The organism is Bradyrhizobium sp. NBAIM03 (assembly GCF_020194055.1).
Lineage (GTDB): Bacteria > Pseudomonadota > Alphaproteobacteria > Rhizobiales > Xanthobacteraceae > Bradyrhizobium > Bradyrhizobium yuanmingense.
In genome coordinates, this window is record NZ_JADYVS010000021.1 from 106,006 (window position 1) to 129,720 (window position 23,715).

Below are 23,715 nucleotides of genomic sequence, written 5' to 3' on the forward strand. Positions count from 1 at the left end.
TGATGTTTGGAGCAAGCGGCGGTCGTCTTCTGGAAGGCGAGACGGCGATCGAGCTGTTAGGTGTCTTCTCGACCGGCGTACTCTCGGACGATGGCCGGGTGCTAAGCCCACTCGGACCGCCAACCAACATCTTGTTTCGTGCGCTTCGATCAGGGCAGGCCCGCATCGAGGTGATAAGGGGAGATCCATGGCAAGCTATCCCGCAACGGCACGAGATCGCGATTGTTGTCGTCGTCTGACGGCGCACCGAAGACCGCCCCCCTAGAAAGTCTGAGCGGAACGTCTCGTCGACCGTTAGCACGACTAAAAAACGGCCGGGCAATCGGCGGCTTGAAGAACTTAAAAATGAACCGGGGGCGTCATTGTCCCTCTCTACTCCCCACACTCGCCCCGTCCCGTCGACCCGCGCGCATTGCATGCTTCCAACGCCATCACAGAAGTGTGGCATGCTCAATTGAGCCTCGAGGAGAATTTCACATGCCAATCGGAGACAATCTGCCGACCCAATCTGAGCGATCCTTTCTCAATCTGTTTGAGCCGCCGCCACAGTTAATTGAACCCGCCGTCCGCGCCTGCCGCCTATTCAACACGGCGCTGGATATCGTCTTTTACGATGTAGCGACGTTGGCCGCGCAGCTGGCCGAAAAAGACGCGTCCGTGCGAGCTCGGGAGGAGAAACCTCCCTCCCGGATCGTCCAGCTCGATGCACTCAGTGACCCTGAAGGCTCGCTTCTGCTCATCGACGCTAATACCGCACCATATGTGCACAGATACACCAATGTGGAGGTCTTCTTGACTTCGCCTCACCCGGAAACGCGGGCTGTCGAGATCGTAACAATCACGGGGGTCGGTAGTTCGGCCCTTGGCAGCGCCGCGCTGGCGTGGGACATCTCGATAGCACTCGGAAAACCTGTGCTTGCCATCGTCCCGGGATACGGCATGGCCGACGTCATTCTGCAGGCGCTAGGGGGCTGGTTCGGCTTCGGCCTTTACGACTATCTGCATGCAAAGAGCTTAGATCCAGAACGCTCTTGCCAATGCCGCGCCCCGGACAGCGAGCATAGGCCGCCAACTGCCCGCGTCTACGCCGGATGCAAAGTCCCTGCACGGCGCGCCAGTCTTTCGCCACGGCTCCGGCTCCTCAGACGTTCTTCACGCACTCCTCCTTCATCGTGACGCGGCATTCAAGCTTCTGGTTGGACACAGCAAGGGCGCCCTGCAGATCGGCAATGCAATCAGATCCCTTCCACCGGACCGATCACACGAACTCCGGCTCGTAACGCTCGGCTGCCCGATTTCGACGGATGTCGAGGGCGTCAGCTATTATCAATACCTTGGGCTTTTCGACGCCCTGGGACAGCTCAACATGTGGGGACACAGGCCGAACCAATGGCCACCGACTTGGCACAGTACGAACCCCAAGTTGCCACCTGCGATGACGGCGGGGAAATACGCGGCGGATGCTTTTCCGGCCTGACTCCTGCTCCGCCCACGCCTGCTCGGTCGTTTCTACGTTTAGATCCGGGCACGTCGCTGATTTGTGGACAGCAACCTGATATTCTACGGTTGGTGCTACCTGACAGCGATCGCGGCGTCTCTAAGAAAGGAGCCAGACGTTATGTTGGGAAAGCTTATCCCCTCAATCTGCATCATCGCCCCATTTGTTGTTTCGCCGGCTCCGGAACACCACCAACCTCTTCTCAACCAACTAGTTTCTCGGTTCGCGAAGGAGAGTATGAGCGGAGTTGTCCTGATCATGATGCCTTTACCTATTGTGGCACCATAAATGGCTGGGCAGAACAGGCTTGCAAGATCCAAAATTCACGTGAACTACCGAAGTATCGCTTGATCAAGCGCACGTAGACGAGCTTATTCGCTTCTTTCAAAAATGGCTCTCCGATTGGGGGCTATCGGCCAAGAGATGCCGTGATGCCATTGGCACAGAGTTATCTCTGTTCACTGACTTCACCGATAAGATCAAGATCGTGGCAAGTGCTCCGCAGGGAAACGGGGATTACCGAGCGGTTCGAGTCGGCCGACCACAAATTTGCACGTCCCAGCTGGTGCCCTCTTGTTCCTCAAAGCTACCAAAGGTAGAGTTTGGAATTGAATCATTTCGCGCGTTTTATTGCTCGTCCAGAACTATCTGGACAGTACTTGCCATACTGTATCCATAGGAGGCTCACATGGGTCGCTGGAAAACGATCTTTGCAGTAGTCTTAACTTTACTCGTCATGCACCTTCCGGCAGAGGCGCAAGACCCAGTAATTCGTATCGGTGTAGTGGCGACCTTCACCGGTTTCGGGGCAAATGAAGGCCAGCAGTTTCGGGCGGGAGTATCCGCCGCTCAGAATGATCTGAGGCAAATAGCCAACCGACCGGTGGAGGTCATTTTCCATGATCATCAGAATAAGCCGGACATCGCGGTCAACAAGGCCCGCCAGCTTATTGAAGTCGATCGCGTCAACTTCCTGATTGCAAAAGGCGGCGCATCTGTAATGCTGGCCGTGTCCGGGGTGAGCGAACAGCAACAGACGCCAACCGTCTTGGTCGGGCTATCTAAGGGGCCATTTTCGGACCAGCGACTAAAGTACTCATTCCACATCGGCGATAGCGCCGAGCAGCTTGCAAAGCTCGCCGTTCGGTATGCGAAAGACAATCAAGATCGTCGTACGAGCTACATTTTTGAAAGCCAGTTTTTCGCCGAAGCGCTCAGCCGTGAAGCCCAAGTCAGCCAGCTGCCGTTGCAAAATTGGAATGGCACAGCTGGCTCGCCGGCGATTGTGTTCATGTTTGGCGGGGATACTCGTAACATTCGTTTGGACGAACTCCCATCAAACAGCCTTCTCATCGGTGGCATCAGCCTCCTGGAGATCGGCCGCCTCGGAAACCAGATCAAAGTGGCGGTTATCGCGCCGCACGATCCCAGCCTTCGAGAGCCACGTAGCTTGCCCAACTCCTTGAGGGACATGAAGGGAGCGGATGCCTACTATGGCTACGCAGCCTTTCAAATCCTGTCACGCGCCGCGCGGAATGATCCTGCTCCTGACCGAGTTGCTGCGAGCATGCGTGCCGACTCGTTCGATACCGTCCTTGGACAACTCAACTTTATGGCCGGCGGCGAATGTCGTCAGCCTAAGCTCGCCGTGTACGTCATGAACGACAATGGCTCATTCCAGCTGTGTCCCGACTGTGGCGGCGTTCACGATGGCTGTAATGGCTCCGCGTGCAAGTGCAAGGACGGCTCTTGCAACAACGACTGCTGTAACAAATAGTGGCAATGATTTCCGATGATCCCAAGAAGGCTATCAAGTTTGTAGCCGCGTTCCTGCCAGGCTTCATTGGTCTGGGCCTCGCAAGTTATTTGGTCGATCTGCGGTTCGGTGAACTTGCATACGCCTTTATTTCGATTGCGATCAGCATCGCATCCTTTGGGATTGCCTCGCTCGCGATGCGGCAATGGCGCGCAAAGAAGCGGAAACCAGCGCAAGCAGTCGCAACGGCGGAGATAGTGCTGGCATATGTAGTCGCGCTGGTTCTCGGAATTTTCGTGTCGGTTGCCTACGATGATGATTGGGTAATCACGGCGGTGAACAAGATACCTTTCGTGTCGCTTACCAAAACAACTCAAGACCACCCGCTTTTATACGTACTAAAGAAGAGCTTCACCTGTGTGGCTGTGCGTCCTATCGATGCTCGTGAGAACAACACGCTGGTCTATACGAAGGCGATGGTACGAGCGATCGTAAAGGATTATGCGACCGTCGAGGGATTTATCCGCGTTTACCCGACCGAACTTGATCCCGCTCAGGTCTTTCTATCTCCTGCGTGCAAGGTAGACGGAAAAAAGACGACAGCAATTCCTGGCCCTGGCGTTCTCGTGCAGACAGAAAATGTCATTGCTTGGGAGCTCATTGATGCGACCGCAAGCGAGTGTTGGAAGATCCACTACGGCAGCAAGCCGCCGTGTCTTTGTCCTTCGGAGGAGGTCAAAGACAAATACATGGCGCGAATGAACGTGGAAAAGCATGAACAACAAGACAAGTACCAGCTCTGCACGGCGGATAAATAGCCTGACTTCGGCAGCCGGCTGGCAGCATTTTCGCACGAGCCGTCAAGGTCTCTCAAGACGACCAAGCGGCCTGTGTTCTTACGTATATTTGTACGGTTTCATCGTTATATGAAACTCAAACGTGCTCAACTGAGCATTGACGATGAAAATTGATTGCGTCGCCAGCGTTCACGCCTAGGGCGTCGAGATCAATCCACGAGCCGTTGCAACTATCCAGCGGTTGCCCCAGCGCACGATAGATTCGATTCGCCCGACGCCGGGGACCACATCACCTCGTGCTGCCATTCGAATCCCATCGGGCCCTTCGAGCACCGCTGTTCCGCCGCGAACGTCCAGCACTGCCCAACCTGCCAGGGTCGTTGGTCTTGTCTCGGGAACCGACAGGAGCGGCCCCGCAGGCTGGATCGAGCCCGTCACAGACATGTCCACTTCGAGAGCATCCGCCGATTGCGCCGCATTTGGCGCTTTGGTCCCAGGCTTCGGAGCAACGCTCGCGATGAATGTGGAGGGCTGCCCCAAAGCAGGCGCTGTTCGCGAACCCGATGCAATCTTTCGGAGGCCTTCGGCTTTACCGCCTGCCCTTGTGTCTCGCATGCGGCGCGAAGCCGTTTCTACCTGAGCAGTCGGGTCGAGAGCCGAGATAGCTGCAGGACCGTACCAAGCGCCAGCCCAACCCAACGCAAAGCCCGCCCCCAATGCGGCCGCCGCGACGAGACAAATAGTCAGTTTTGGAGGCCGGCCCGGCGCCAATAGCGCCAAGAGCTCGATTGGGGGTCGAGAAATCCGATTGATCGCGAGTGATGGGCCACGTGAGCTCGCCACTGCCGTGATCTGGGGCGATCGTGATCCTTTCCAAGGTATTCGCATGGTGCAATTGCATGCTTGGCTCCCTGCGGTCGCCAATGATCGTGCCGGAAGCTAAACTAACTCTTAACTGCCGGTGCGCTCGGCACGACTAAAGAGAAGTCGTAGAGCGCGAAGGGGCTGCCTTCGCGAGAAGGAGCGCGCCGGGCTAGGCAGCCGTTGCGCGAGTAAAGGGCAGAATGGGACTACCAGCTCGAGAGACCGGGCGCACGTGAATGCCGCGATACCAGGCTTAGCTTTGCCGAACTGGGCGAACTTTCAGAACGAAACTGACCCGAAAGACAAGCGAAAGGAGTGCGCTGTGACATTGGTATCGGGGCTTTTGCGTGGCCCTTTTTAACCGCCGCAGTTTATGGGTTGTATTTTCCTACCTTGGATTGCATATTTTTTCCGTTGTCGACCGCCTGTTGCCTTTAACAATTATGGTTTCCAGTAATGAGTAATCGAGGTCGGGTTCACTATTCGACTATTCTGGGCGAGCGGGTCGAGGGACTGGTCGCACTATTTCGAGAACTGCAGACTCTCCGCCGTCGCCTACGAGCCGCTCAGGCGAGAACGATTGTCAGGACTAGCCGTATCCCCAAAGCCAGTCGTAGACGGAGAGCGCTTCGGCGGACATAGCTGTCGCGAGCTCGTAGAGCCGTTCAGTGCGATGAAAGAACTCGGCACTTCCGCTTTCTAGGAAGCTCGCGCCAGATCGCTCTACCGACACCTCATTGTCCAGTAATCAGGGTATCGAGTGTTGCAGATGGAATAGTCAGCAACAGCTCAATCGTGAAGTGAAAGAGCGTATTTTGGCGGCTCGTCATCTCGGCGGACAACAGCGCGCTGAAGATGTAATCGTAAAGTGAGAGAACAGCGTTGCGGAACCCTTCGTGCTCGGCGGCGGAGTAGGAGTGCGCGTCATCCAGACCGAGAACATGACCATCAAGCTGAAGCCGTGCTGGCAATGAAGAAGGCGATCGCAGCGACCTGTCCGGCCGAACGGATGAGGTGGTTGCAGGTGGCTTTGGCATGCAAGAGCTTGGCGCGCCTTGTCGAAGGATCGGTTCCTGCGCCTACAATCTCATCTTAATGCTGCGCCAGAGCGCTCGACATCCGCGGGCATTGGGATCACAGCTTCCGATAGGTAATGTGTGCCGTCGCAAACGGGATGCCCGCACGTCCGGCGCTCCCACGCACGATGCAGGCGCGATCATCTATTGCGTAGAACCAATCATCGAAATTCAATTTGATCGATTTACCGCCTGGTTGCGGCGTGTCGCGAGTGTACTTCCAATGAAAGGCGCAGCCGGCTTGCTCTCCAAGAGCCTCACCTTCCAGCCGGTTTTCCAATCCGGTGTATTTGCCTTCGTTACCTTTTCGTATGGTCCAGTGCATCGTGTCGCAATGGCCATCATCGAATGTGTACGTCTCGGTGAAGATCACGATTTGGGTATCTGTCTCGAATTCGCCGTGCGCCGCAATCGTCGCGCGCTTTAGCAATCCGCCAACGAGGCTTTCCAGCACCGCCCAGCCTTCGATCCGCCCCACAAAGAATTGCTCCGGGAGAAAGATCGGCCTTGTTTCTCTGAAATCCTCGATCGCCATCGGTAGCACCCAATCAAGGGAATCTCCGTACTAAGTCCCTTGTTACCCATTGGGTTCCGATTAGCCGCGCCTTGCAGCGCCGTACTTCAAGTTATTGCGGCCCGCGAATAAGGAAAGGGCCGCTCGGACATTCCGAGGCCACCGGGGCTAAAAACCAGGGCGGCTGACCCCAGCTCCGGCGGCATCTGTGATAATTTAAGCTCTGCGGGTGAACAGCCCGGCGTGCAAAGTTCCGAGCCGAAGGTGGAGCCCCGTTGCATCTCGGTCACAGAAAGGATGCCCTGGAAGCTTTTGGTTAGTGGCATTCGGCAACTAGATTTCAGTTTATTTCAAATCTGAGATCGAATTTGTAGCCAACTGATCCGCTCAGGCGCTATCTTCTGCATCCAGACCTTTTGATCGCGAAATTGTTTGGCTCACGTGATGAGCCGCTTTGAGTGTCTTCTTACAGAGCATGACCGCATGCGCGTTGTGTAGGGGATAGACATGTTGGATCACGAATTCAATGAACAGCGCGCTAAGTTACTGCGTGAACTCGCAGAGCAGGCTGACCCATTTGTTAAAAGGCGCCTCCTGAAACTGGTGGAGCGGTATCAACCTAAGGGGCGAGCAGCGCCGGTTCACGAGTTCACTTTGAGCCTCGGCGATGCCGCCGATCGCAAGCAAGCGCCACCTCCCGATCCGGGCGTACCGCCGTCTACCATCAGCAGAACACGGGTAAGTTCTGATTGAAGTTCGTCTTCTGAATATCCGTGCGTTCAGCCCATAAAACCCGCAACTCGAGGAGAGCAATTATGGCAATCCAGATCGTCATGGACCGCACCGGCGACAGCCGTCATCTCTTCAATCTTCACGACGCACAGGAATTGGTCAGGGCCGAACAGCGCTTCAATGAGCTGACGAAGGTTGGCTTCACCGCTGCGGTCCGTACCGGAACGGACCAGCTATCACAAATCAAATCATTCGACCGGAATGCGGAAGAGACCATCTTTTTTCCGAGGCTCGTTGGAGGTTAGTGGGAGCCCCAGCCATGTTGGCCTTCCGATCGTTGGGCATGGGCAGCCGTTCTCGCATGAGAGCGACACGAGCCCTTTTCATCAAGCACGGCGCCGAGAGCACGCCGGAAGGCCGCTCGCTCCGGCGCTTGCGGGAGTGGCTTTCGCAGGCGCAACGCGAGCAGCTAGCCCGCAAAGGTTACTTCGAGGTGATCGGAAACGAGAGTGGGAGCCAATACAGGGTCTACGCCGGAACTTCCGGTAATGTTTGCGTGGTGGACGAGCGCGATCATCCGCAAGAGGGATTGTGTTTCATGCCGGTGGGCTCTCTGCCGATAGGAGACGTGATGCTCGCCCAGAAGATTGCGTTGGAGACATGCGAAGCCCACGTGCGCGCCGTGGCGAAGGGGTTCACTCCAAGTCGTTTTCATTTTAGGCAAGCCCGACTGCTCGGCTGACTGGCGGTCGCATCATTGCGCTTGCGAGTGGCGGCGCAGGCGTCCTGCTAAGTTGGTTCGCTGCTGAAGCTGGCCGGCGGAGTTTAGTGCTGGGGTTCATCCAATGCCTTGAGTCGCGCGTGGAGAAACGCGCTCGCATGGTCATAATTTGCATCACCGTCCACGACCGCGCGAGCGCGCGGATCGAGCACGCGACCGACCATTTCCGGACCGACTGCATCAACACGCTCTGACCACTGGTTCAGACGTTCATCGGAAAGGTTTTGGCTCGACGTGAATAATTTCAGCCACCGAGATGCGCCGTCATGCTTGTTGTGGTGTCGGGCAACAAATGCATAGAAGGCGAATAAGCTTTGGACATCCTCACGGGATACTGCTCGCTGGGCCATGAACATGCTCTTGTGAAAATAATCATCAGCGAATCAAATACGGATAATACATTTCTCCGGGTGTCGAATACCAAGAAAATTAAATGCCGCTCGGAGTGAGCTTCGAGCTCTGCAGCGCAGCGAACCTCCATTTACCTGCTTTAATGCGAGCCGCGCGCAGCTTGGGCACACTGCCCGTCCGCGCTTTAGCGGAACGCGGCCCCGGCTCTTCACCCTCCTCCCTTCAAGTGCACCGCCGGGGCGGGGCCGCTGGCCCACTTCCTCTCCGAACTCAACGTCATTCACGCGTTCCGCGAAGGCAATGGTCGCACGCAGCTTTCGTTCTTCCTCCTTCTGGCCGATCATGCCGGTCATCCCATCGACCTCGAAGATCTTGAGCCGGATACTTTCTGGATGCGATGATTGCTAGTTTTAAGGGGGACGAAGGACCTCTCGCCGTGGTTATCAGCGACCTGGTCACCTACTAGGCCCCTATCGACAGCTGCTCAAGACGCGACTTCCTTCGTTCGTCGCTCGATCTCTTTTTAGGAGATCCGAACTCACGGCCGAAAAGGCTGCGACGCGTTCGCGCATGCGCGCGAGCTCCGCCTTTTCAGGACAGCAGCATCCTGATTTTTTGAGCCATTTCAGAAGTCAAAGCCGTCCGACCCACACAGTCTACGTGGTCGAAGGCGAAGGTGATTCACGACCAAGGTCGGCGCCGCCTGGGCGCACGAGGACGGCGACGGCTACAACATCTCGCTCACGGCGGCCCTGCCGCTTAACGGGCGCCTGGTGGTGCGCACCGCCAAGGCCCATGCCAAGAACGAGGCGGCGCGATGAGCGCCGCTACCTTCCGCCGGTTCGTCGTCAAGGCGTTTGACTACGAAGAGTGGACGGTCATCGTCGAGGCCGGCAGCTCCGCCAATGCGATCCGCAAGGCCGAGGCGATCTACCGGGCCGACAATTTCGGTGTAGCGAACGGCTTTGATCTCGGCTGGAAAGCCCGGCCGCTGGTTCAGGAGGTGCGCCAGTGAGCACCGCCGGCAAGCTCCCTTCGCAACCGCGTTATCTAGGGCCACTGCATCCAGGTCATGCGGCAGATGGCAACCGGGTCGGTGGACTTCATCCTGACCGACCCCGTATGTCTGCCGATACAATCGAGTAGCGGGCAGACCATCCGCAATGACGACAACACGTCGTGGATCCGACCGGCATTTCGCGAGATGCAGCGCGTCGTGAAGAACCCCGGCCTGTGCCTGACCTTCTACGGCTGGGGCCGAGCCGATGTCTTCCTTGACTGCTGGCAGCTGCAGGATTCCTGGCCTGTCGGCCATCTCATCTTTCCGAAGCGGTAGGCCTCGTCCTCCGGGTTCGTGAAATAGCATCACGAACAGGCCTTTCCTTGCCAAGGGTGACGTGCCCCTGCCGGAAAATCCGCCGGCCGATGTCATCGACTAGGTCTGCACCGGCAATCGTCTGCATCCGACGCAGAAATCCGCGAAGATGCTGCAACCGCTCATCGACAGATTCTGCAAACCAATATCCTCGCGTCTCTTGCGGGCCGAAACGGTACGAGCTGCAGGAGCCAGAGCACTGCCAGTTGCGGTTCACGGTGGACGCCGGCAAGCGCGATGCCCAGACCACCACCGCCGACCTCAGCAAGCTCAACCGGCTGGAGGTGGCACCGACGATGTCGGGCAACTTCGGCATCGTCTACCTGGCCCGCAGCGGGGCCAATACTGTCTCCGTACACACTCGATACGGCGACCAGAGCAGCAACAAGGTGCGATTCAACAACCTGGCACCGGGACAGATAGACGCCTTCCTCTCGAAGGTGGCGGAGTTTCAGGAGAAGTTCTGCAGCGTCAAGGTCAGCGTGCCGGCAAGACCAGCCGCTCAGAGCGTACGCGGCCGATCGGGCCGCTCGTTGAGCGATGCCAAGGGCGGACCGCCGCGAGACCACCGTGGCCCGGCGGCGCGCGGGAGAGCCGCGGCAGATCAACCCAAGGAGCTACATCGACAGCCCATCGACCATTTCACGATCGGTCGCCGGCCGCCCGCAGCTAGACCAAAAGTTCCCCATCTTGGGCATTGACGTTAGCATCGATACGACCCTAGGTTTTCCCAATTCATTTTACTGCTCGATCCGGTGGGTGCCTTCGAGGCCCATTAAGGAGACAAGCATGATTACTTATTTGATAGCCGCAGGCGGCGTGTTCGGGTTTCTCCTGACAAGGTACGTTGCCGCGAAGACCAGGGAAGGCTCACTCTGGCGCGCAGTATTGCGCAACCTCAATCGTTTCTTCCTGCCGTTCGCTATCGCCGGCATTATCTTTTCCGGCCTTCAGATATGGCTCTCCCTCACCGACGACCTCGAAGGAGCCAGCCGGACCATCCGGGAATTGGAGACGGAACTGGCCCGTTTGCGGACTGTGGCCACCTTTCTGAAACCCTCTCCGGCGCTGGAATTCTCTATTTATCTGGCCTTGATTTTTCTGTTTGTGGCACCCTTCTGGGCCAGCCATCGGACCGTAATTAGCGTCTTCAGCGGCTATCTTCGATCGGTAAGCTTCGCCTACGTCTGGCTGACGCTGCTGACCTCTCTTACCTTCTTCGGCGGCATCGTTGCAGGTCCTGATGGCTTGCTCGCCCAACGAATAGCGACGATCGAGCACCACATCGAACGGATTGATGAACGATATGCAAAGGCTCTTCTGGAAACGAAAGCCGTCCTTCTCGCGGAGCTGATGCCTCGTCTCGTGAAGACCTACGAGACGAAAAAGAGGGATGATGATGACCAGCAATGGCCACACATCGTTCTCCTGGCCGACAAGCTCCGAAAGGCGCTTGGCGATCTGCCAGGACAATATCCCTCTCTGCTGGACGGGCCCCACGGCGCCCCGAACGGACCAACACCATCACCCGTGCTTCCGCCAGGACCTCCGCCGGCGAGCGCTTCGGTCGCTTTGTCCCCGTTGAATGTCGACGAACCGCCGATCGTCAGGCCTCTTCCGCCTCTGGAGAAGCTGCAAGAGAAACCGGCATCCCAGCCGCTGAGCGAGCGCCGTGTTGCGCCCGCGAAACTGGATGCTCCCACCGCTACACCGCTCGCTCTCCAGTCGGTCGCGTACGCGTATCGTGGGCGGATCCAGCCATTTGACCAGGCTCTTCCCCTCAAACCGACTTCGGTCGCCGTAACATTCCCGGATGTGCAGGCAACGCGTCCGCAATGGTCGCTCGAAACGGCCGAAGCGATTGAAAAGGAGCTGAAGGCGTCCTCGGCAGAAAAGCGAACTGTTCCGGAAGAACTTCTCGCCTCCACGGGATCACGCGCAATTGGCGCCGCCTACGAGGGAAGCGTCGACGCCGTGATGGATGTTCTGAAGAACAACGAGGACCTCGGCCTGCCGCTAGGTTTCCTGGCCGGCTTTGTGGAAGCCTTCCTCAATGAATCAGTAAAGACCGCTATCGAACGAGGCATCGAGAAGCAGAGCGCACGGCTTGCGACCGGCGCGAGCAAGCTCGCAGCAGCGGTATCAGGATTCACGGACTACGTGGCCGCCGCTGTAGCCAAGGGGTTTGGGAGCAAGCTCCGCGCGCGCACTGAAGCGGTCGTCGCCAAGATCGATGCCATGGAGAAAAGCATAGCTGACGCTCAATCCAAGATTCCGAACGACATGCAGGCGTTATCGATCCAGCAGTTCGAGCCTCGGTGGGCCGGTCTCGCAGCCGTCTGGGGGCAGGCGACCGGTCGTCTTCCCGACGAGTTGCGCAAGCCAGCCGCAGAGGTGCTTGGCGAAATTCGTGAAGCAATCGAGAAGCTCGGACCTGTCGATCGAATGACCCTGCTTTACAATTGCGAGCAGGTCTGGCTCGACTCGGCGGAGAGAACCCGCCTCAGCTACATCTCAGCGATGCTCCGGTGCGAGGAGCTCGCCGGGCGCACCACCGCTTCCTTTCAGCAGTCTCTCCGCAAGGCGCTTCCCGGACTACTCGCTGGCGAGATTGCTGATAAAGGTCTTCGTGACATGGTTCCGTCAATGGTCGGCGATACCAAGATCAAGGGCAAAGATCTGAATGAGCTAGTGGCAGCCTTGCAAAACGCCCGGTCCGACGCGCTCGGCACTCCCGGTGCAGCCGCTCGCTTCATTGCTGAAAGTCGCAAGGCTTCTCCAGCGCGGGCTCGAAGCGGATTCATGGCGGCGATGGGAGCGACTTCTTGCAGCATTCGCGCAGAGCTTGTGACAGAGCATTACGTGAACAATGTGCTCGTCTCGGTCACGCGAACTCCGATAACGCTGCCCTGTTTCCGGTAGCTGTTTCAGCGTTCTTTTCACCTCAAGAGTGGCCTGCGATCGGGCTCGCGAGTATTGAGGATAGACCGCGATCGCATTCGTCGAGTGGCGGCGCCCTGACAAGAATGTACGGCTCCCGGCGTATACTGAAGCACTTGCGCGCAACACTCCTGCCACTTTGTTGAACAGACGAGGGACGAAGCGCCCGCCCCTTCCGTAAGCTGCAGGCATGCGCGTTGTCGTGTCCGCCTCGCTGCTCCGGGTGCCAACGCCGTGGCCCGGGACTGGGGCAACATGGCCGTGACCTCATCGACGCTGGGCAACGACACCAATCGGCTTTGCATCGGCGACCACGCGCGGAGCTCGTTATCGATGAGTGCCGTAACGGTTGCCAGTTCTCGAATTGAGATAAGTCCCGCCACGGTGTGATGAGCCGGATCCGCCCAAATAGCTGCCGCCATGACTGGTCGTGTGATGTCCGCCGCCGTAGCTGACGCGCCCTCCATGTCCTCCGCGTGCGTTTGCTTGTCCGATCACGCCGAGCAGCAACAGACCGGCAACTATTGCAATCAACTTCATATTTCGCCCGCCCCTTTCGAATGTGGAAGCGTATCCAAGCGCAGCCGATGCGTGCTAACAACCTTTGATACGCGCAAATATGCAGCTTTACGCCGGGAACAACTGGAGCCGAGCCGTTTTCCGGCGCGAGTAAGGCGCGCGCCTGTCCCCGAAACGTCTCGATCTCCAATGGAGCCGGTGACCTCGTCTGAATGCCCAATCCGATCGCGCAGAAATACCGCAGATGAACGACCCTCTACGCTGATTATCATCATGGCCGCCATGCTAACGCAGGCCTGCTACTTGCTCGGGGCCAACATTGTCATCACAGGAAATTTCCACCCAGTCGACTGCTGCAGCCGATCGGGATCTAACCTTCGTAGTGATTGAGCGTCATCGCGAGCTGTCGGCGCATTACGATGCGGCCTTGTCCGTATCGGCGAAGCTCGATGGGCCCGAGTTTGATGCCGCCGACGAAATCAGCAGTCAAAGGACCCATGCTCTCGCGGAGCATGCGAATGTGCTCATCCGTTCAACGCCAACCTCGATCGCGGGCGTTATTGCTCTGACCCGTTACGTCGGCAGCCTACGAGAGTGGGAACTTCCCGATGATGATGCATGGTATCGGGTTTTCTTAGGAGGACTGGCAGACGCGATCGATGGAATTGCGATGGCGCAGCGGCTTGGGCGAGACGGCGATTAACATGGCGCTCGCTTTCATCTTCCGCGGCATACTTTTCTGGGGGGCCATTGCTGCGCTTCTCTATTTCGTGTGGAATTTGCCCTTCTGAAGCCCGACGACTAGGGGCTCGCCAGAACCAGTGTCGAGGCAATGAGGAGCGGCGGCTTTTCAACCACGGTAATCGCCCACTACAATATCAGTTTCGGTCGCCCTGCCGAAGCTGATCCGTCTTGAAAAGCTCTCAGGACGTAGTCGCGGGGGCATACTCGGCCTTTGTGCTGGGGAGAACGCTCATCAGCCGCCCCTTCACTGAGCTCGACAAGCTTGCCCTGGCAGCCAAAGGCGGCCTCAGCTGGGAGCATTGGAGCTGGAGTCAATGGATTGGCTACCACTTGGACATCCGTCTTACTTTGGGATATGTGACGATTTTCTTGTCTGCACGATATGATTCCCTCAACCTTGACGCGTAAGAAGAAGGGTCGTGGTCGCGTTTTTCGGCAACCCTGCGGTACGATGTGCTGCATTTGGCGGCTCCGCCAGGCTCTCCCTGAGGCACGTCCGCTTTTTGCGAGGCCGGATCGCAAGGTGAGAGCTGCCATGACAACGCGCGAGATTGCTGATGTGGCCCGATAACGAAACCGAACGCGACTTCCTGAACTTCTCCGGCGTGGCTGACACGGTCGCCGAGATCATCGTCCAGGCCAAGAGCAGACCAATTTCCATCGGTGTCTCGGGGGCTTGGGGTATCGGCAAGTCGTCGATGATCAAGCTCACCCGCTCCGCGGTCACGGCCCGCGAAAAGAAGAGTGGCGCGAGCAAATACGTGTTCGTCGAGTTCAACGCATGGCTATACCAAGGCTACGATGATGCACGTGCGGCTCTTATGGACGTCATCGCCGATAGGCTTGAGGAAGAGGCCAAGACCCGTGCAACCGCGCTCGACAAGGTGAAGTCGCTCGCCAAGCGGATCAAGTGGTTGCGGGCTGCCAAGCTCCTCGCCACCTCGGCCGCCTCGCTTTACTTCGGAGTACCTCCTGTCGGAGCCGCCGGCGAGATTTTCGAGCTCGGCAAGAAGGTTTTGGCCGAGGGCCTTGGGAAGGACACCGCCGCCGACGTCAAAAAAGCTGCAGCGGATGTGGCAAAAGAGGGTAGCGAGCTCCTGAAGCCGCAGGACGAAACGTCTCCACCGAAGGAAATTCAGGCGCTACGCGATGCCTTCGAACAAACGCTGGAGGAGCTCGGGATCACGCTAGTTGTGTTGATCGACGATCTTGATCGCTGTCTGCCCGAAACGACGATTTCGACGCTGGAGGCGATCCGCCTCTTCCTGTTCCTCAAAAACACCGCCTTCGTCATCGCGGCCGACAACGACATGATCAAGCACGCGGTGAAGAAGCATTTTGTCGGCGTCAACGACGACCTCCTAATCACCAACTATTTCGACAAGCTCATCCAGGTTCCGATCAGGGTGCCGCAGCTCGGCACCCAGGAGGTCCGCGCTTACATGATGCTCCTGTTTGTCGACAACAGCGAGCTCTCTGACGACCATAAGGAGAAGGTCCGGGTTGCTGTGATTGGGCAGCTCAGGCGGACTTGGCAGGGGAAAAAGGTCGATCGAGCCTTCCTTCAGAGTCTCGGAATTGCGTTCCCGGAATCTCTCGTCGGTCAGTTCGACACGGCCGAACGACTCGCTTCGCTGATGACGACCGCCTCCGGCATTCTCGGTAATCCGCGACTGATCAAGCGGTTCCTGAACGCTCTCTCGATCCGCTTGACGATCTCGAAAGCGCAGGGCGTCGGCGTTGATGAGGCCGTGCTGGCCAAACTGCTTTTGTTCGAGCGTATCGGCGACACTGCTGCTTACGCCGAGCTGGTCAAAAACGTCAGCATCGATACCGAGGGCAAGCCCACCTTTCTCAAGGAATGGGAAGAAGGCGCGGTTGCCGGCCGCGATCTGGATTTGAAGGCGCCGTGGACGGGCGAGTTCGTGAAAGAATGGTTGGCGCTCTCGCCGCCCCTGCACGATACCGATCTTCGTGGTGCACTCTACGTCAGCCGCGAATATGCACCGTTGATTACGCCCGAGGATCGCTTGTCGTCCGACGCGGCGGAGCTGCTCGCCGCATTGCTCGAACATCCGGAAATGGCGACCACTCTCAAGGATGGGCTCGCGCGGGTCGCACGCATCGAAACCACGGTGATGATGGACCGCTTGCTTGAACGCGCTAGAAAAGAGCAGGAATGGGGAGCACCGCCGATATTGAACGCATGTATTGCCTTGGTTGAAGCGGATCCAGTCCAGGGTTCAAGGCTGGCGGCGTTCTTGGCTGATCGCCCTGCCCAGCAAATTCAGCCAAGCATCGTTCCCAAGATTGCCGATCGCGCGTGGTCAGCGACAATTCTCGATGCATGGAGTTCGTCGCCCGCGATCTCGAGGACGGTTAAGAACGCGATCAAGAAGACGAGGGACAATGGGAACGTCGCAGTCTAGCGATGGGCCCGGTCCGGGCGTACCGATGGTACCGCCCTGGACGCCCGCCGCGCCACAGGATCCGGTACCACCTCTCGCTCCACCGCCTCCTTCCGACGACCCCGACGCGCCGCCGGCGGAAGGTACTTCGTCGCCCCCGCCGTTAGCTCCGCCGGCTGTCCTCACGCCGCCGCGACTTGCGCCCGAAAAGCGCTTCGGTGGCGTCCGCACGAGCCTTGGCAATTTTGCGCGATCCGGAGACGATCGCGATCTAAGGCGGGGACTTGGGCACTACGTCCGTAGCGGCTACGGCGGCTCCAATGTTACGACCAGTCGATTCGGTGGCACGGCGCAGACGGCAGGAGCGCTCAGCCATGCGCTGTACTCAACCGCCAACGGCGCCGCGGATGCGCCGGTCGACGCGACCGCTCTGGCCGGGCGTTCCGCCGAGGACATCGCGACCGCAATCATAGAAGCGGTCAGGCCCGTCGACGGAACACAGGACGCGGAAGCCGAACGGGCGGCGATACACGACGCCATGTCCGACCTGCTTGCCCAATATCCGGACGCCGACCTGCTCAATCTGTCGAACATCGAGCGCGACTTCGTCATCGAAAGGTTCTCTGCAATAGATGTAGCGCGCCGCTTCGAACTCGATGTCGGCAAGCATTTGCTCGAGAAGGCGGCGACCGCCACAGTCGCGATGGCGCGGTTGAAGCAAATGCGTACTTATATCGTCGAGGCCGTTGCCGCATCCTTTCGCAAGCTGAAGGACCACGGACGGATGCTGACCGCCGGACGAGTCGCCCGCATTGTTCAGGACGCGCTTCGAGATACGTTCGAAGTCTTCGAAGGGTACGAAGAATGAAGCTGCTGTGCGCACCGGCCGACGTCGGCCGGCTGAACGAACAAGGAGCTCTTAGGGTCATTCTCTTCGGCCAGGCCGGCGCTGACGACCGTGGCAGCGCCGGTGCCGCTGTTCGTAACGAGATCCGGAGGGAGCGGCTTGCCCCGGCTCGGAGAGCCTGGGATCTGCTATCGATCGCCATGTCGATCATGGCGGCAGACGCCGCCGGCTTGCGGACCGAAAGTCCGGATGGGTGGACTCGCGAGTTCGAGTTGGAGATTGCAGTCGCCGAGCCCGCGTTCTGGAATGGACTGGCCGGCCTGCTTGCGGACGCGTTGGCCTTTCTAACGACGGACCGCTGGCAATTTCACTTCATCGCCGGCGGTCGCACACCGGTTCCGCCCGAACGGATCGTTAGGCCCCCGGAAAACGCCGTCGTGCTTCTTTCGGGCGGTCTCGACAGCCTGAGCGGTGCGATCGATCTTGGCGCCGATGGGGATCGGCTTGTCGCGATCAGCAAGATAGTCCGCGGAGACGCGGAAAAGCAGCTTCACTTCGCGTCCTTGATCGGTGGCGGATTGAAACATTTTCAGTTGAATGACAACGCGGTGGTGCCGGGGGTCGAGGATACGTCGCAGAGGGCCCGATCGATCATATTTCTGGCCTTCGGCGTCCTGGTCGCCACCGCCCTGAAGCCATATCGACCCGGCGGCGACCTGCCGCTCTACATTTGCGAGAATGGCTTCATCGCCGTTAACCCGCCGCTGACGGGAAGCCGCATCGGCAGCTTGAGCACGCGTACCGCCCACCCCTACTTTCTGGCGCAATTTCAAAGCATCTTGAACGCAGCAAACCTTGGTGTGAGAATCCGCACTCCCTACGCCGCCAAAACCAAGGGGGAGATGCTGAAGGAATGCGAAGATCAGCCGCTGCTGCGCAGGCTGGCGGCGAGCTCGACGAGTTGCGGACGATTTCAGCGCTACAACTACCATCATTGCGGCCGCTGCGTCCCATGCCAGGTGCGGCGAGCGGCGTTCCTGGCATGGGGGCGCGCCGATTCGACCGAATACGTGTTTGAAGAACTGGGACGAGACGACCCGGATCACGCCGGGTTCGATGACGTGCGATCGGTCGGAATGGCGCTGGCCGCCGCGAAAGATGGTGGTTTCGACGCTTGGCTGGGAAGCGCCCTTTCATGGCGCGGCCTTGACGAGCGCGAGGCGCTCAAGGATATGCTACGACGAGGACTGGCAGAGCTCGGGGCCCTGCATGCGAAACACGGTGTCAAGTGATCGATTTCCACGCTCATCTCGATCTCTATCCGGATGCGGTCGCAACTACAAAGGAATGCATCGATCGCAGACTTTTTGTCCTGTCCGTGACGACTACCCCATCGGCCTGGTCGGGCACGGCTGCCCTCGCGAAAGACGCAGCGCGCATCCGCACCGCACTCGGCTTGCATCCGCAGCTCGCAAACGACCGTCAGGGAGAATTGGCACTATTCGAGGACCTTCTTCCTAGGTCGAGGTACGTCGGCGAGATCGGCTTGGATGGAGGTCCTGAACTCAAAAGCACCTGGACGGTCCAGCATCGCGTGTTCACGCAGATCCTGCGCATGTGCGATGCCGCTGGCGGGCGCATTCTGACAATCCACAGCCGACGTGCGGCCACACCCGTGTTGGAGGCGCTCGCCTCCAACGCCAATGCCGGCGTGGCCGTGCTGCACTGGTTCTCGGGGTCCAAGAACGAGCTTGCGCGCGCCATCGACCAGGGATGCTGGTTCAGCGTGGGACCGGCGATGCTGGCGAGCGAGAAAGGTCGCGCGATAACGGCGGCGATGCCACCGAGCCAGGTGCTCACGGAAACGGATGGACCCTTCGCACAAGTCGACGGTCGTCCACTGTCGCCCTGGGATGCGGCAATGGCGGAGGGAACGCTCGCCGCTATCTGGGGCGTCAGCGAGGACGACGTTCGGGATCGATTGATGGAGAACCTAAGACGCCTGACCAGCGCGGCCCCACCGGTTGAGCCGGATGCCACCCGCGCGGCACCAGGGAGTAGAGTGGGGAGGATATAGTGGGCAAGAACGTCGTCGTATTTTCGGATGGTACCGGTCAGGACGGGGGTGCTCGTCCAGAGCAGCGCATCAGCAACATCTACAAGATGTACCGGATCTCGCGCGACCACGCCGACACAGCCATCGATCCGTCGAAACAAGTGGTGTTCTACGATGCTGGGCTGGGCACCGATATCGGCGCCACCGCCCTCACTGCTCCTGTCCGCTCCGTCCAGAAACTGCTCGGCTCTGTGACGGGCGCTGGCATCAAGCGCAACATCGCCGACTGCTACGAATTCATCATCAATCACTACGAAGAGGGCGACCGGATCTTTCTATTCGGCTTCAGCCGTGGCGCCTACACGGTACGTAGTTTGGCAAACTTGCTGATGCTGTGCGGAGTGCCCACCGAGACCCCTGGTGGTCCGCTCATGCGGCACCGCAAGGCCGCCAAGGACATCGCCTGGGAGGCCGTCGATACCGTGCTGGAGCACGGCGCGGGCCATCCAAGAGCTGAATTTGAGTACGAGCGGCTCGAACTGGCGCGACGGTTTCAGCTCAAGTACCGGTCCGGCGATGGCACTGATTCCAACGTGGCTCCATACTTCATCGGTGTGTTCGACACCGTCGCCGCCTTGGGGGCCAGTGGCATGCGCTACCTGGTTATTCAGGCCGGCCTCGCGGCCGGCGTCTCCGCCGTCGCCTTCGCTGCCGGCTTCCTTCCGTCCATGCTGTTCGCTGTGCTGTACAGCGCCTTGTTCGGCACGAACTTCATGCTGGTCGGCTTTGTTGCGCAAGTCGCCATTGTTGGCGCAGCCCTTGGCGCGTTCTGGTACTGGCAAACCAAGGCCGATACCAAGACGATCAGCGATTATCCAAAGCCTGGGGAGTTCCGATCCCACAAGGCCGTATGGAAGGGAGAAAACTTCGATCGTCTGCTGAGCAAACACGTCGCTTTCGCTCGCTCGGCGAACGCGATCGACGAAACCCGGAAGGACTTCGACCGCGTCGCATGGGGCGGAGGCGATGAAGGCTCTCCCCACTTTCCGGGGCATGAGCGGCTCCGCCAATGGTGGTTCGCCGGTAACCATTCGGACGTCGGGGGCTCCTATCCGGAGCCGGAATCTCGGCTATCTGACGTCGCGCTCGAATGGATGTGCCACGAGGCCGTTTCGGTTCCGAACGGACTCCTGACCGGGCCCATTTTCGTGGGTGGCGTCAAGATGCCGAACACCGGCGACTTTGGCCCCGCATTGAACGTCTACCCTGCGGCCGACGGCGTGCAGCATTGCGAGGTCGCCGGCATGCGCGACACGATTGACGGCTACGCCGCCAAACTTCCGAAATGGTCGTGGCTGCAGAAGTACGTCGCACGCCAAAACTGGGAGACCAAGATCCGCAATATCGACCCGGCGGCCAAGGTCCATCCCACCGTCGGGGCGCGCTTCGACCTGCCCAGCGTCCTTCAATGCACGCGGGTCGGCGCCTATCGTCCCGATGCACTCGCAAACCACAACGCCTTCAAGCAGTACTATCACCAGGTCGGAACTGCGGCGAACTCAACGCCACCCAGCTGAAATCCCGCGCGAACCCCTTGAACCAATCGCTGGTGGGCCTATCGGATAAGGACCGCACAATGCCGATCGAGGGCGGTCTGAGCATTCTCGACGACAACCACCGGGTCTATTCCCTCACCTTCATGCAAAGCGTTCCGGAGGCGGAGTTGAACAAGCACGGGATCGAACGCCCCAAAGTGATTCAGGACGTCTGGGTTGCGACGCATCGGGACGGCGAGACATTAGATAGCTAGCCGGAGCGGCGAGTTGCACCCGGCGTTTGATGGCCAGGACTTTGGCGAGAGGACCACATCGTAATCCGGCTCGCCAACATCACCAAACTGAACTCGCGATCTACGCCAAGCATGCGATTTCGATCGACGAGAACCGTGCGGATTTCAGAAGTTTCCCGTGGTCCCCGACGGCGGAAAAAGCGGGCGAACGCGACGTCCACGGCAACCTGTATTTCGAGCAGGTATGTTTCCCGGGCGTGCACGCCGATATCGGCGGCGGCTATTTGGAAAACGAAGCCGCGTGTCGGATGTGGCCCTGAACTGGATGGTTGCCGGCGCATCGCTTATCCCGGACGGGCTCAAGCATGACAAAAGCGTCCTGCAGCTTTCGCCGGACCCGGCCGGCCCCCAGCCCAACAACCAGGCCGGTGGATTGCTCAAGGCCGGCATGCGTCGCCTCCCCGTGGATCCGAACACGGGCGAGTCCACCGCCAATGCACACCCGTCAATGCACGCTTGGCGGCAGGGTCGGTCCTGCTGTACGACTGGACGGGAAACTATCGCCCGACAACATGAGCGTACACGTCGACTTCAAGCATTACTTCGATCAGATCAGGCCGCACCGCCGAGACTTGGTCGCTGACGATATCGAGCTCAAATGGGAGAAGGCCAACTATGGCGGTCGTCTATAGCTTTTTGGCTGTGTTCGGCGCCGCACGCTCGAGCGTGCCGCAAGGTCGAATTCGCTCCGTCGCGCCAAATTCGTGTTGCGATCAACTTCCTACCGGTGCTTTCGCTGCGGTCACGGAATTCAGCGCATTGACGCGTCCGCGCCCCCAAATGTTCGGCAATGGCGCAGGCGGGGCGTCGGCGTGGTCACCGAGCAGCTTGGCGACCTGATCTTGCTTGAGCGTGGGCTTCACCTGCAGCATCGCCGCAACCACGCCGGCAACATGCGGAGCCGCCATACTGGTACCCTGCTTGGCCGTAAATGGCTTGCCAGCAACATCGAACTCCGGGTGCGGCTCGGCGTTGATGGCCTTCGCCGAAATGATCAACTGACCGGGCGCGCACAGGGTGGGAAATTGACGGTCGTCCAACGTCGGTCCCTGGCTCGAGAACGCCGCGGGCTTGTGCAGATCTGCGGACGGTCTCGTAACGTATGCTCCAACCGAGATGGCCTTGAGCGCGGTCGCCGGAATCGTACCGGTACTCGCGGCGCTCGTTTGCGACGAGGTGAACGCGGTTGCGGGAATCCCCTTGCGTCCTTTCGGGGCACGTAGATAACCATGATAAACGCCAGCGTCGGCACCGGTCCCCACGGTGACACCCGACAAGGTAATCGACCATGTCCCAGGAGCAATCCGCAGACCGTCCCGACGAATGGCGATGCTGATCCGGTTCTTGTTGTGGGCAGGAACGGCAATGGCGGATGCGAGACTAACGGTCGAGCGGCCGAGCGTGCGCCGCACCGAGCCCCCGCCGGCCGCGAGCGACATTGAAACGCCCGAAGGATCGGTGAGAACGACATCGAACCTTTCCGCAGTCGACTTCAGACCGTACCAGATTTCGATGTCCAGCTCCTTGGCCATCTGCCTGTCATAGATGCGGAAAGTGATCCGATCCGTGGCGCCGCGCGCGATCCTGCCCCGAACGTGCTTGTTCTTGTTTCCATCGTTGCCGGCCGAGATGACGATGGCGCGCCCCTCGGCCCCGAGCGCAGCATCAATCGCCCTTTCATCCAGGCTACGACCGTCGCGCGCGCCCAGCGGTTGGCCCAAACTGAGATTGATAACGGAGGGACAATTGCGCGCTCTCGCTCGTTCCTGGATGTATTCGATCCCCTGCCGTATCAGCGCAAAGTTGAACTTGGTGGCGACAACGATCAGATCCGCGGCCGGAGCCATTCCGACGAAAGCTGCCGCCGGGCTGCCGGGCGAAACGGCGCCGTTGCCAGCGGCAATTCCCATGACATGGCTTCCGTGTGGATCGTCGGGCACGTCTTTGGTGCGCAGCGGCCGTCCACCCGTTCTCAACGCGTCATTTATGGCGGTTTCGGTGAATTCCACGCCACTGCGAGCCGTACCGTCAACGTTGTTTCCGGGGGAACCTTCCGAGGGAAAGCGGGGCGGACGACCCGGTCGTGCCGGCACCGGTTCGAGGCGCTGGTCCCAGATCGAAAGGATTCGGGTCTTGCCATCGGGTTTGCGAAAGCTCGCATGCGTGTAATCGATGCCAGTGTCGACGATGCCGATGATCACCCCCTTCCCCACTTCGCTTCCGATCACGGGCTGCAGCACGTCGGCCTTGATGTCGGATCGGCTAACGTCGAATGGCGAGTATAGCGTGCGCGCGAGCTCTATGTATTCGATGCCCAGGCGGTGGACCTCGGGCAGGCTCGACAGAGGCATCTCGGCAGAGATGATGCCGCCGGCCGTCGCGTGCAGCCGCATTCCCAAGGCCACAAGTTCATCAAGATCGCCATGCCATTCGAACGTGACCGGCACCCGTGTCGTCGCCCGCTCGTGTGCGGGCGTGTCGTCGTACATCCATTGCAGATGCGGATCGATGATCGTCATGTCGTTTCTCGCAATCGGTGGAGGGTAAGACACGTTCGATATTGACCGATCAAGCGTTCTACGGCAAGTTGCAAGAGGGTCTCGGACCA

25 protein-coding genes are annotated in these 23,715 nt (G+C 59.2%); 21 read left to right on the plus strand and 4 right to left on the minus strand.

Going from position 1 to position 23,715, the window contains the following annotated elements:
• Nucleotides 1–2 precede the first annotated feature (2 nt).
• The 5 genes from I6F21_RS27125 (at nt 3) to I6F21_RS27145 (ending at nt 4,072) form a co-directional block, all read left to right on the plus strand.
• Nucleotides 3–239 carry a hypothetical protein gene (locus I6F21_RS27125; protein ID WP_225130035.1) on the plus strand — a complete coding sequence of 79 codons (237 nt, stop codon included), beginning with the start codon at nt 3–5 and terminating at the stop codon, nt 237–239.
• A 238-nt stretch (nt 240–477) separates the two neighbouring features.
• The gene (locus I6F21_RS27130) at nt 478–1,176 is read left to right on the plus strand and encodes a hypothetical protein (RefSeq protein WP_225183761.1); all 699 of its coding nucleotides are present in this window, start codon (nt 478–480) and stop codon (nt 1,174–1,176) included.
• Nucleotides 1,177–1,389: 213 nt separating this feature from the next.
• Nucleotides 1,390–1,863, plus strand: a complete 474-nt coding sequence (locus tag I6F21_RS27135) for a hypothetical protein (protein ID WP_225183762.1) — start codon at nt 1,390–1,392, stop codon at nt 1,861–1,863.
• 323 nt (nt 1,864–2,186) lie between these two features.
• On the plus strand, nt 2,187–3,275 hold the full coding sequence (locus I6F21_RS27140) for an ABC transporter substrate-binding protein (protein WP_225183763.1): 1,089 nt from the start codon (nt 2,187–2,189) through the stop codon (nt 3,273–3,275).
• 5 nt (nt 3,276–3,280) lie between these two features.
• Complete coding sequence (locus tag I6F21_RS27145; protein WP_225130041.1) at nt 3,281–4,072, plus strand: hypothetical protein; 792 nt, start codon at nt 3,281–3,283, stop codon at nt 4,070–4,072.
• A gap of 1,577 nt (nt 4,073–5,649) precedes the next feature.
• Here I6F21_RS27145 and I6F21_RS27150 read toward each other — a convergent pair.
• Both I6F21_RS27150 and I6F21_RS27155 read right to left on the minus strand, forming a co-directional pair.
• Nucleotides 5,650–5,952 carry a hypothetical protein gene (locus I6F21_RS27150; protein WP_225130043.1) on the minus strand — a complete coding sequence of 101 codons (303 nt, stop codon included), beginning with the start codon at nt 5,950–5,952 and terminating at the stop codon, nt 5,650–5,652.
• 97 nt (nt 5,953–6,049) lie between these two features.
• Nucleotides 6,050–6,526 (minus strand): DUF3833 family protein, encoded by a 477-nt coding sequence (locus I6F21_RS27155; RefSeq protein ID WP_225130044.1) that lies wholly within the window; start codon nt 6,524–6,526, stop codon nt 6,050–6,052.
• 486 nt (nt 6,527–7,012) lie between these two features.
• Between I6F21_RS27155 and I6F21_RS27160 the strand changes: the two genes are divergently transcribed.
• The 3 genes from I6F21_RS27160 (at nt 7,013) to I6F21_RS27170 (ending at nt 7,979) form a co-directional block, all read left to right on the plus strand.
• Nucleotides 7,013–7,258 (plus strand): hypothetical protein, encoded by a 246-nt coding sequence (locus tag I6F21_RS27160; protein ID WP_225130046.1) that lies wholly within the window; start codon nt 7,013–7,015, stop codon nt 7,256–7,258.
• A 62-nt stretch (nt 7,259–7,320) separates the two neighbouring features.
• Nucleotides 7,321–7,542 carry a hypothetical protein gene (locus tag I6F21_RS27165; RefSeq protein WP_225130048.1) on the plus strand — a complete coding sequence of 74 codons (222 nt, stop codon included), beginning with the start codon at nt 7,321–7,323 and terminating at the stop codon, nt 7,540–7,542.
• Between the two features lie 14 nt (nt 7,543–7,556).
• Complete coding sequence (locus I6F21_RS27170; protein WP_225183764.1) at nt 7,557–7,979, plus strand: hypothetical protein; 423 nt, start codon at nt 7,557–7,559, stop codon at nt 7,977–7,979.
• A gap of 83 nt (nt 7,980–8,062) precedes the next feature.
• On the opposite strand, the gene I6F21_RS27175 is transcribed toward I6F21_RS27170, so the two are convergent.
• Complete coding sequence (locus I6F21_RS27175) at nt 8,063–8,368, minus strand: hypothetical protein (protein WP_225130052.1); 306 nt, start codon at nt 8,366–8,368, stop codon at nt 8,063–8,065.
• A gap of 279 nt (nt 8,369–8,647) precedes the next feature.
• Between I6F21_RS27175 and I6F21_RS27180 the strand changes: the two genes are divergently transcribed.
• The 13 genes from I6F21_RS27180 to I6F21_RS27240 all read left to right on the plus strand — a co-directional run bounded on the left by I6F21_RS27180 (nt 8,648) and on the right by I6F21_RS27240 (nt 21,367).
• The gene (locus tag I6F21_RS27180) at nt 8,648–8,770 is read left to right on the plus strand and encodes a hypothetical protein (RefSeq protein ID WP_346277073.1); all 123 of its coding nucleotides are present in this window, start codon (nt 8,648–8,650) and stop codon (nt 8,768–8,770) included.
• 416 nt (nt 8,771–9,186) lie between these two features.
• On the plus strand, nt 9,187–9,384 hold the full coding sequence (locus I6F21_RS27185) for a hypothetical protein (protein WP_225130054.1): 198 nt from the start codon (nt 9,187–9,189) through the stop codon (nt 9,382–9,384).
• A 57-nt stretch (nt 9,385–9,441) separates the two neighbouring features.
• A complete protein-coding gene (locus I6F21_RS27190; RefSeq protein ID WP_225130056.1) occupies nt 9,442–9,705 on the plus strand; it encodes a hypothetical protein in 264 nt (87 codons plus the stop codon).
• A 245-nt stretch (nt 9,706–9,950) separates the two neighbouring features.
• A complete protein-coding gene (locus I6F21_RS27195) occupies nt 9,951–10,445 on the plus strand; it encodes a hypothetical protein (protein ID WP_225183765.1) in 495 nt (164 codons plus the stop codon).
• 88 nt (nt 10,446–10,533) lie between these two features.
• On the plus strand, nt 10,534–12,666 hold the full coding sequence (locus I6F21_RS27200; protein WP_225130059.1) for a hypothetical protein: 2,133 nt from the start codon (nt 10,534–10,536) through the stop codon (nt 12,664–12,666).
• An 856-nt stretch (nt 12,667–13,522) separates the two neighbouring features.
• Nucleotides 13,523–13,906 (plus strand): hypothetical protein, encoded by a 384-nt coding sequence (locus I6F21_RS27205; protein WP_225130062.1) that lies wholly within the window; start codon nt 13,523–13,525, stop codon nt 13,904–13,906.
• 598 nt (nt 13,907–14,504) lie between these two features.
• A complete protein-coding gene (locus tag I6F21_RS27210) occupies nt 14,505–16,376 on the plus strand; it encodes a P-loop NTPase fold protein (protein ID WP_225183766.1) in 1,872 nt (623 codons plus the stop codon).
• 25 nt (nt 16,377–16,401) lie between these two features.
• The gene (gene qatB, locus I6F21_RS39075; RefSeq protein WP_346656833.1) at nt 16,402–17,223 is read left to right on the plus strand and encodes a Qat anti-phage system associated protein QatB; all 822 of its coding nucleotides are present in this window, start codon (nt 16,402–16,404) and stop codon (nt 17,221–17,223) included.
• A complete protein-coding gene (qatC, locus tag I6F21_RS27220) occupies nt 17,220–18,494 on the plus strand; it encodes a Qat anti-phage system QueC-like protein QatC (RefSeq protein ID WP_225130068.1) in 1,275 nt (424 codons plus the stop codon). Before qatB ends, qatC begins: the two co-directional genes overlap by 4 nt.
• Entirely contained in the window at nt 18,491–19,279 is a 789-nt protein-coding gene (gene qatD, locus I6F21_RS27225) for a Qat anti-phage system TatD family nuclease QatD (protein WP_225130070.1), read from the plus strand. The genes qatC and qatD overlap by 4 nt, the downstream gene beginning before the upstream one ends.
• A complete protein-coding gene (locus I6F21_RS27230) occupies nt 19,279–20,835 on the plus strand; it encodes a DUF2235 domain-containing protein (protein ID WP_225183768.1) in 1,557 nt (518 codons plus the stop codon). Before qatD ends, I6F21_RS27230 begins: the two co-directional genes overlap by 1 nt.
• A gap of 59 nt (nt 20,836–20,894) precedes the next feature.
• Nucleotides 20,895–21,068, plus strand: a complete 174-nt coding sequence (locus I6F21_RS27235; RefSeq protein WP_225130074.1) for a hypothetical protein — start codon at nt 20,895–20,897, stop codon at nt 21,066–21,068.
• A gap of 29 nt (nt 21,069–21,097) precedes the next feature.
• Complete coding sequence (locus I6F21_RS27240; protein ID WP_225130076.1) at nt 21,098–21,367, plus strand: DUF2235 domain-containing protein; 270 nt, start codon at nt 21,098–21,100, stop codon at nt 21,365–21,367.
• Nucleotides 21,368–21,820: 453 nt separating this feature from the next.
• Here the strand turns inward: I6F21_RS27240 and I6F21_RS27245 are convergent, their stop codons facing one another.
• The gene (locus I6F21_RS27245; RefSeq protein WP_225183769.1) at nt 21,821–23,626 is read right to left on the minus strand and encodes a S8 family serine peptidase; all 1,806 of its coding nucleotides are present in this window, start codon (nt 23,624–23,626) and stop codon (nt 21,821–21,823) included.
• Nucleotides 23,627–23,715 lie beyond the last annotated feature (89 nt).

Bases quoted from the DNA above. Each gene is read 5' to 3' on its own strand.
- I6F21_RS27210 (WP_225183766.1), top strand. From the start codon at position 14,505: ATGTGGCCCGATAACGAAACCGAACGCGACTTCCTGAACTTCTCCGGC.
- I6F21_RS27235 (WP_225130074.1), top strand. From the start codon at position 20,895: ATGCCGATCGAGGGCGGTCTGAGCATTCTCGACGACAACCACCGGGTC.
- qatB (WP_346656833.1), top strand. From the start codon at position 16,402: ATGGTACCGCCCTGGACGCCCGCCGCGCCACAGGATCCGGTACCACCT.
- I6F21_RS27170 (WP_225183764.1), top strand. From the start codon at position 7,557: ATGTTGGCCTTCCGATCGTTGGGCATGGGCAGCCGTTCTCGCATGAGA.
- I6F21_RS27245 (WP_225183769.1), bottom strand. From the start codon at position 23,626: ATGACGATCATCGATCCGCATCTGCAATGGATGTACGACGACACGCCC.
- I6F21_RS27175 (WP_225130052.1), bottom strand. From the start codon at position 8,368: ATGGCCCAGCGAGCAGTATCCCGTGAGGATGTCCAAAGCTTATTCGCC.
- I6F21_RS27130 (WP_225183761.1), top strand. From the start codon at position 478: ATGCCAATCGGAGACAATCTGCCGACCCAATCTGAGCGATCCTTTCTC.
- I6F21_RS27160 (WP_225130046.1), top strand. From the start codon at position 7,013: ATGTTGGATCACGAATTCAATGAACAGCGCGCTAAGTTACTGCGTGAA.
- I6F21_RS27145 (WP_225130041.1), top strand. From the start codon at position 3,281: ATGATTTCCGATGATCCCAAGAAGGCTATCAAGTTTGTAGCCGCGTTC.
- I6F21_RS27155 (WP_225130044.1), bottom strand. From the start codon at position 6,526: ATGGCGATCGAGGATTTCAGAGAAACAAGGCCGATCTTTCTCCCGGAG.
- I6F21_RS27125 (WP_225130035.1), top strand. From the start codon at position 3: ATGTTTGGAGCAAGCGGCGGTCGTCTTCTGGAAGGCGAGACGGCGATC.
- I6F21_RS27185 (WP_225130054.1), top strand. From the start codon at position 9,187: ATGAGCGCCGCTACCTTCCGCCGGTTCGTCGTCAAGGCGTTTGACTAC.
- I6F21_RS27150 (WP_225130043.1), bottom strand. From the start codon at position 5,952: ATGCCAAAGCCACCTGCAACCACCTCATCCGTTCGGCCGGACAGGTCG.
- I6F21_RS27140 (WP_225183763.1), top strand. From the start codon at position 2,187: ATGGGTCGCTGGAAAACGATCTTTGCAGTAGTCTTAACTTTACTCGTC.
- I6F21_RS27165 (WP_225130048.1), top strand. From the start codon at position 7,321: ATGGCAATCCAGATCGTCATGGACCGCACCGGCGACAGCCGTCATCTC.
- I6F21_RS27135 (WP_225183762.1), top strand. From the start codon at position 1,390: ATGGCCACCGACTTGGCACAGTACGAACCCCAAGTTGCCACCTGCGAT.
- I6F21_RS27240 (WP_225130076.1), top strand. From the start codon at position 21,098: ATGGCCAGGACTTTGGCGAGAGGACCACATCGTAATCCGGCTCGCCAA.
- I6F21_RS27190 (WP_225130056.1), top strand. From the start codon at position 9,442: ATGCGGCAGATGGCAACCGGGTCGGTGGACTTCATCCTGACCGACCCC.
- I6F21_RS27200 (WP_225130059.1), top strand. From the start codon at position 10,534: ATGATTACTTATTTGATAGCCGCAGGCGGCGTGTTCGGGTTTCTCCTG.
- qatC (WP_225130068.1), top strand. From the start codon at position 17,220: ATGAAGCTGCTGTGCGCACCGGCCGACGTCGGCCGGCTGAACGAACAA.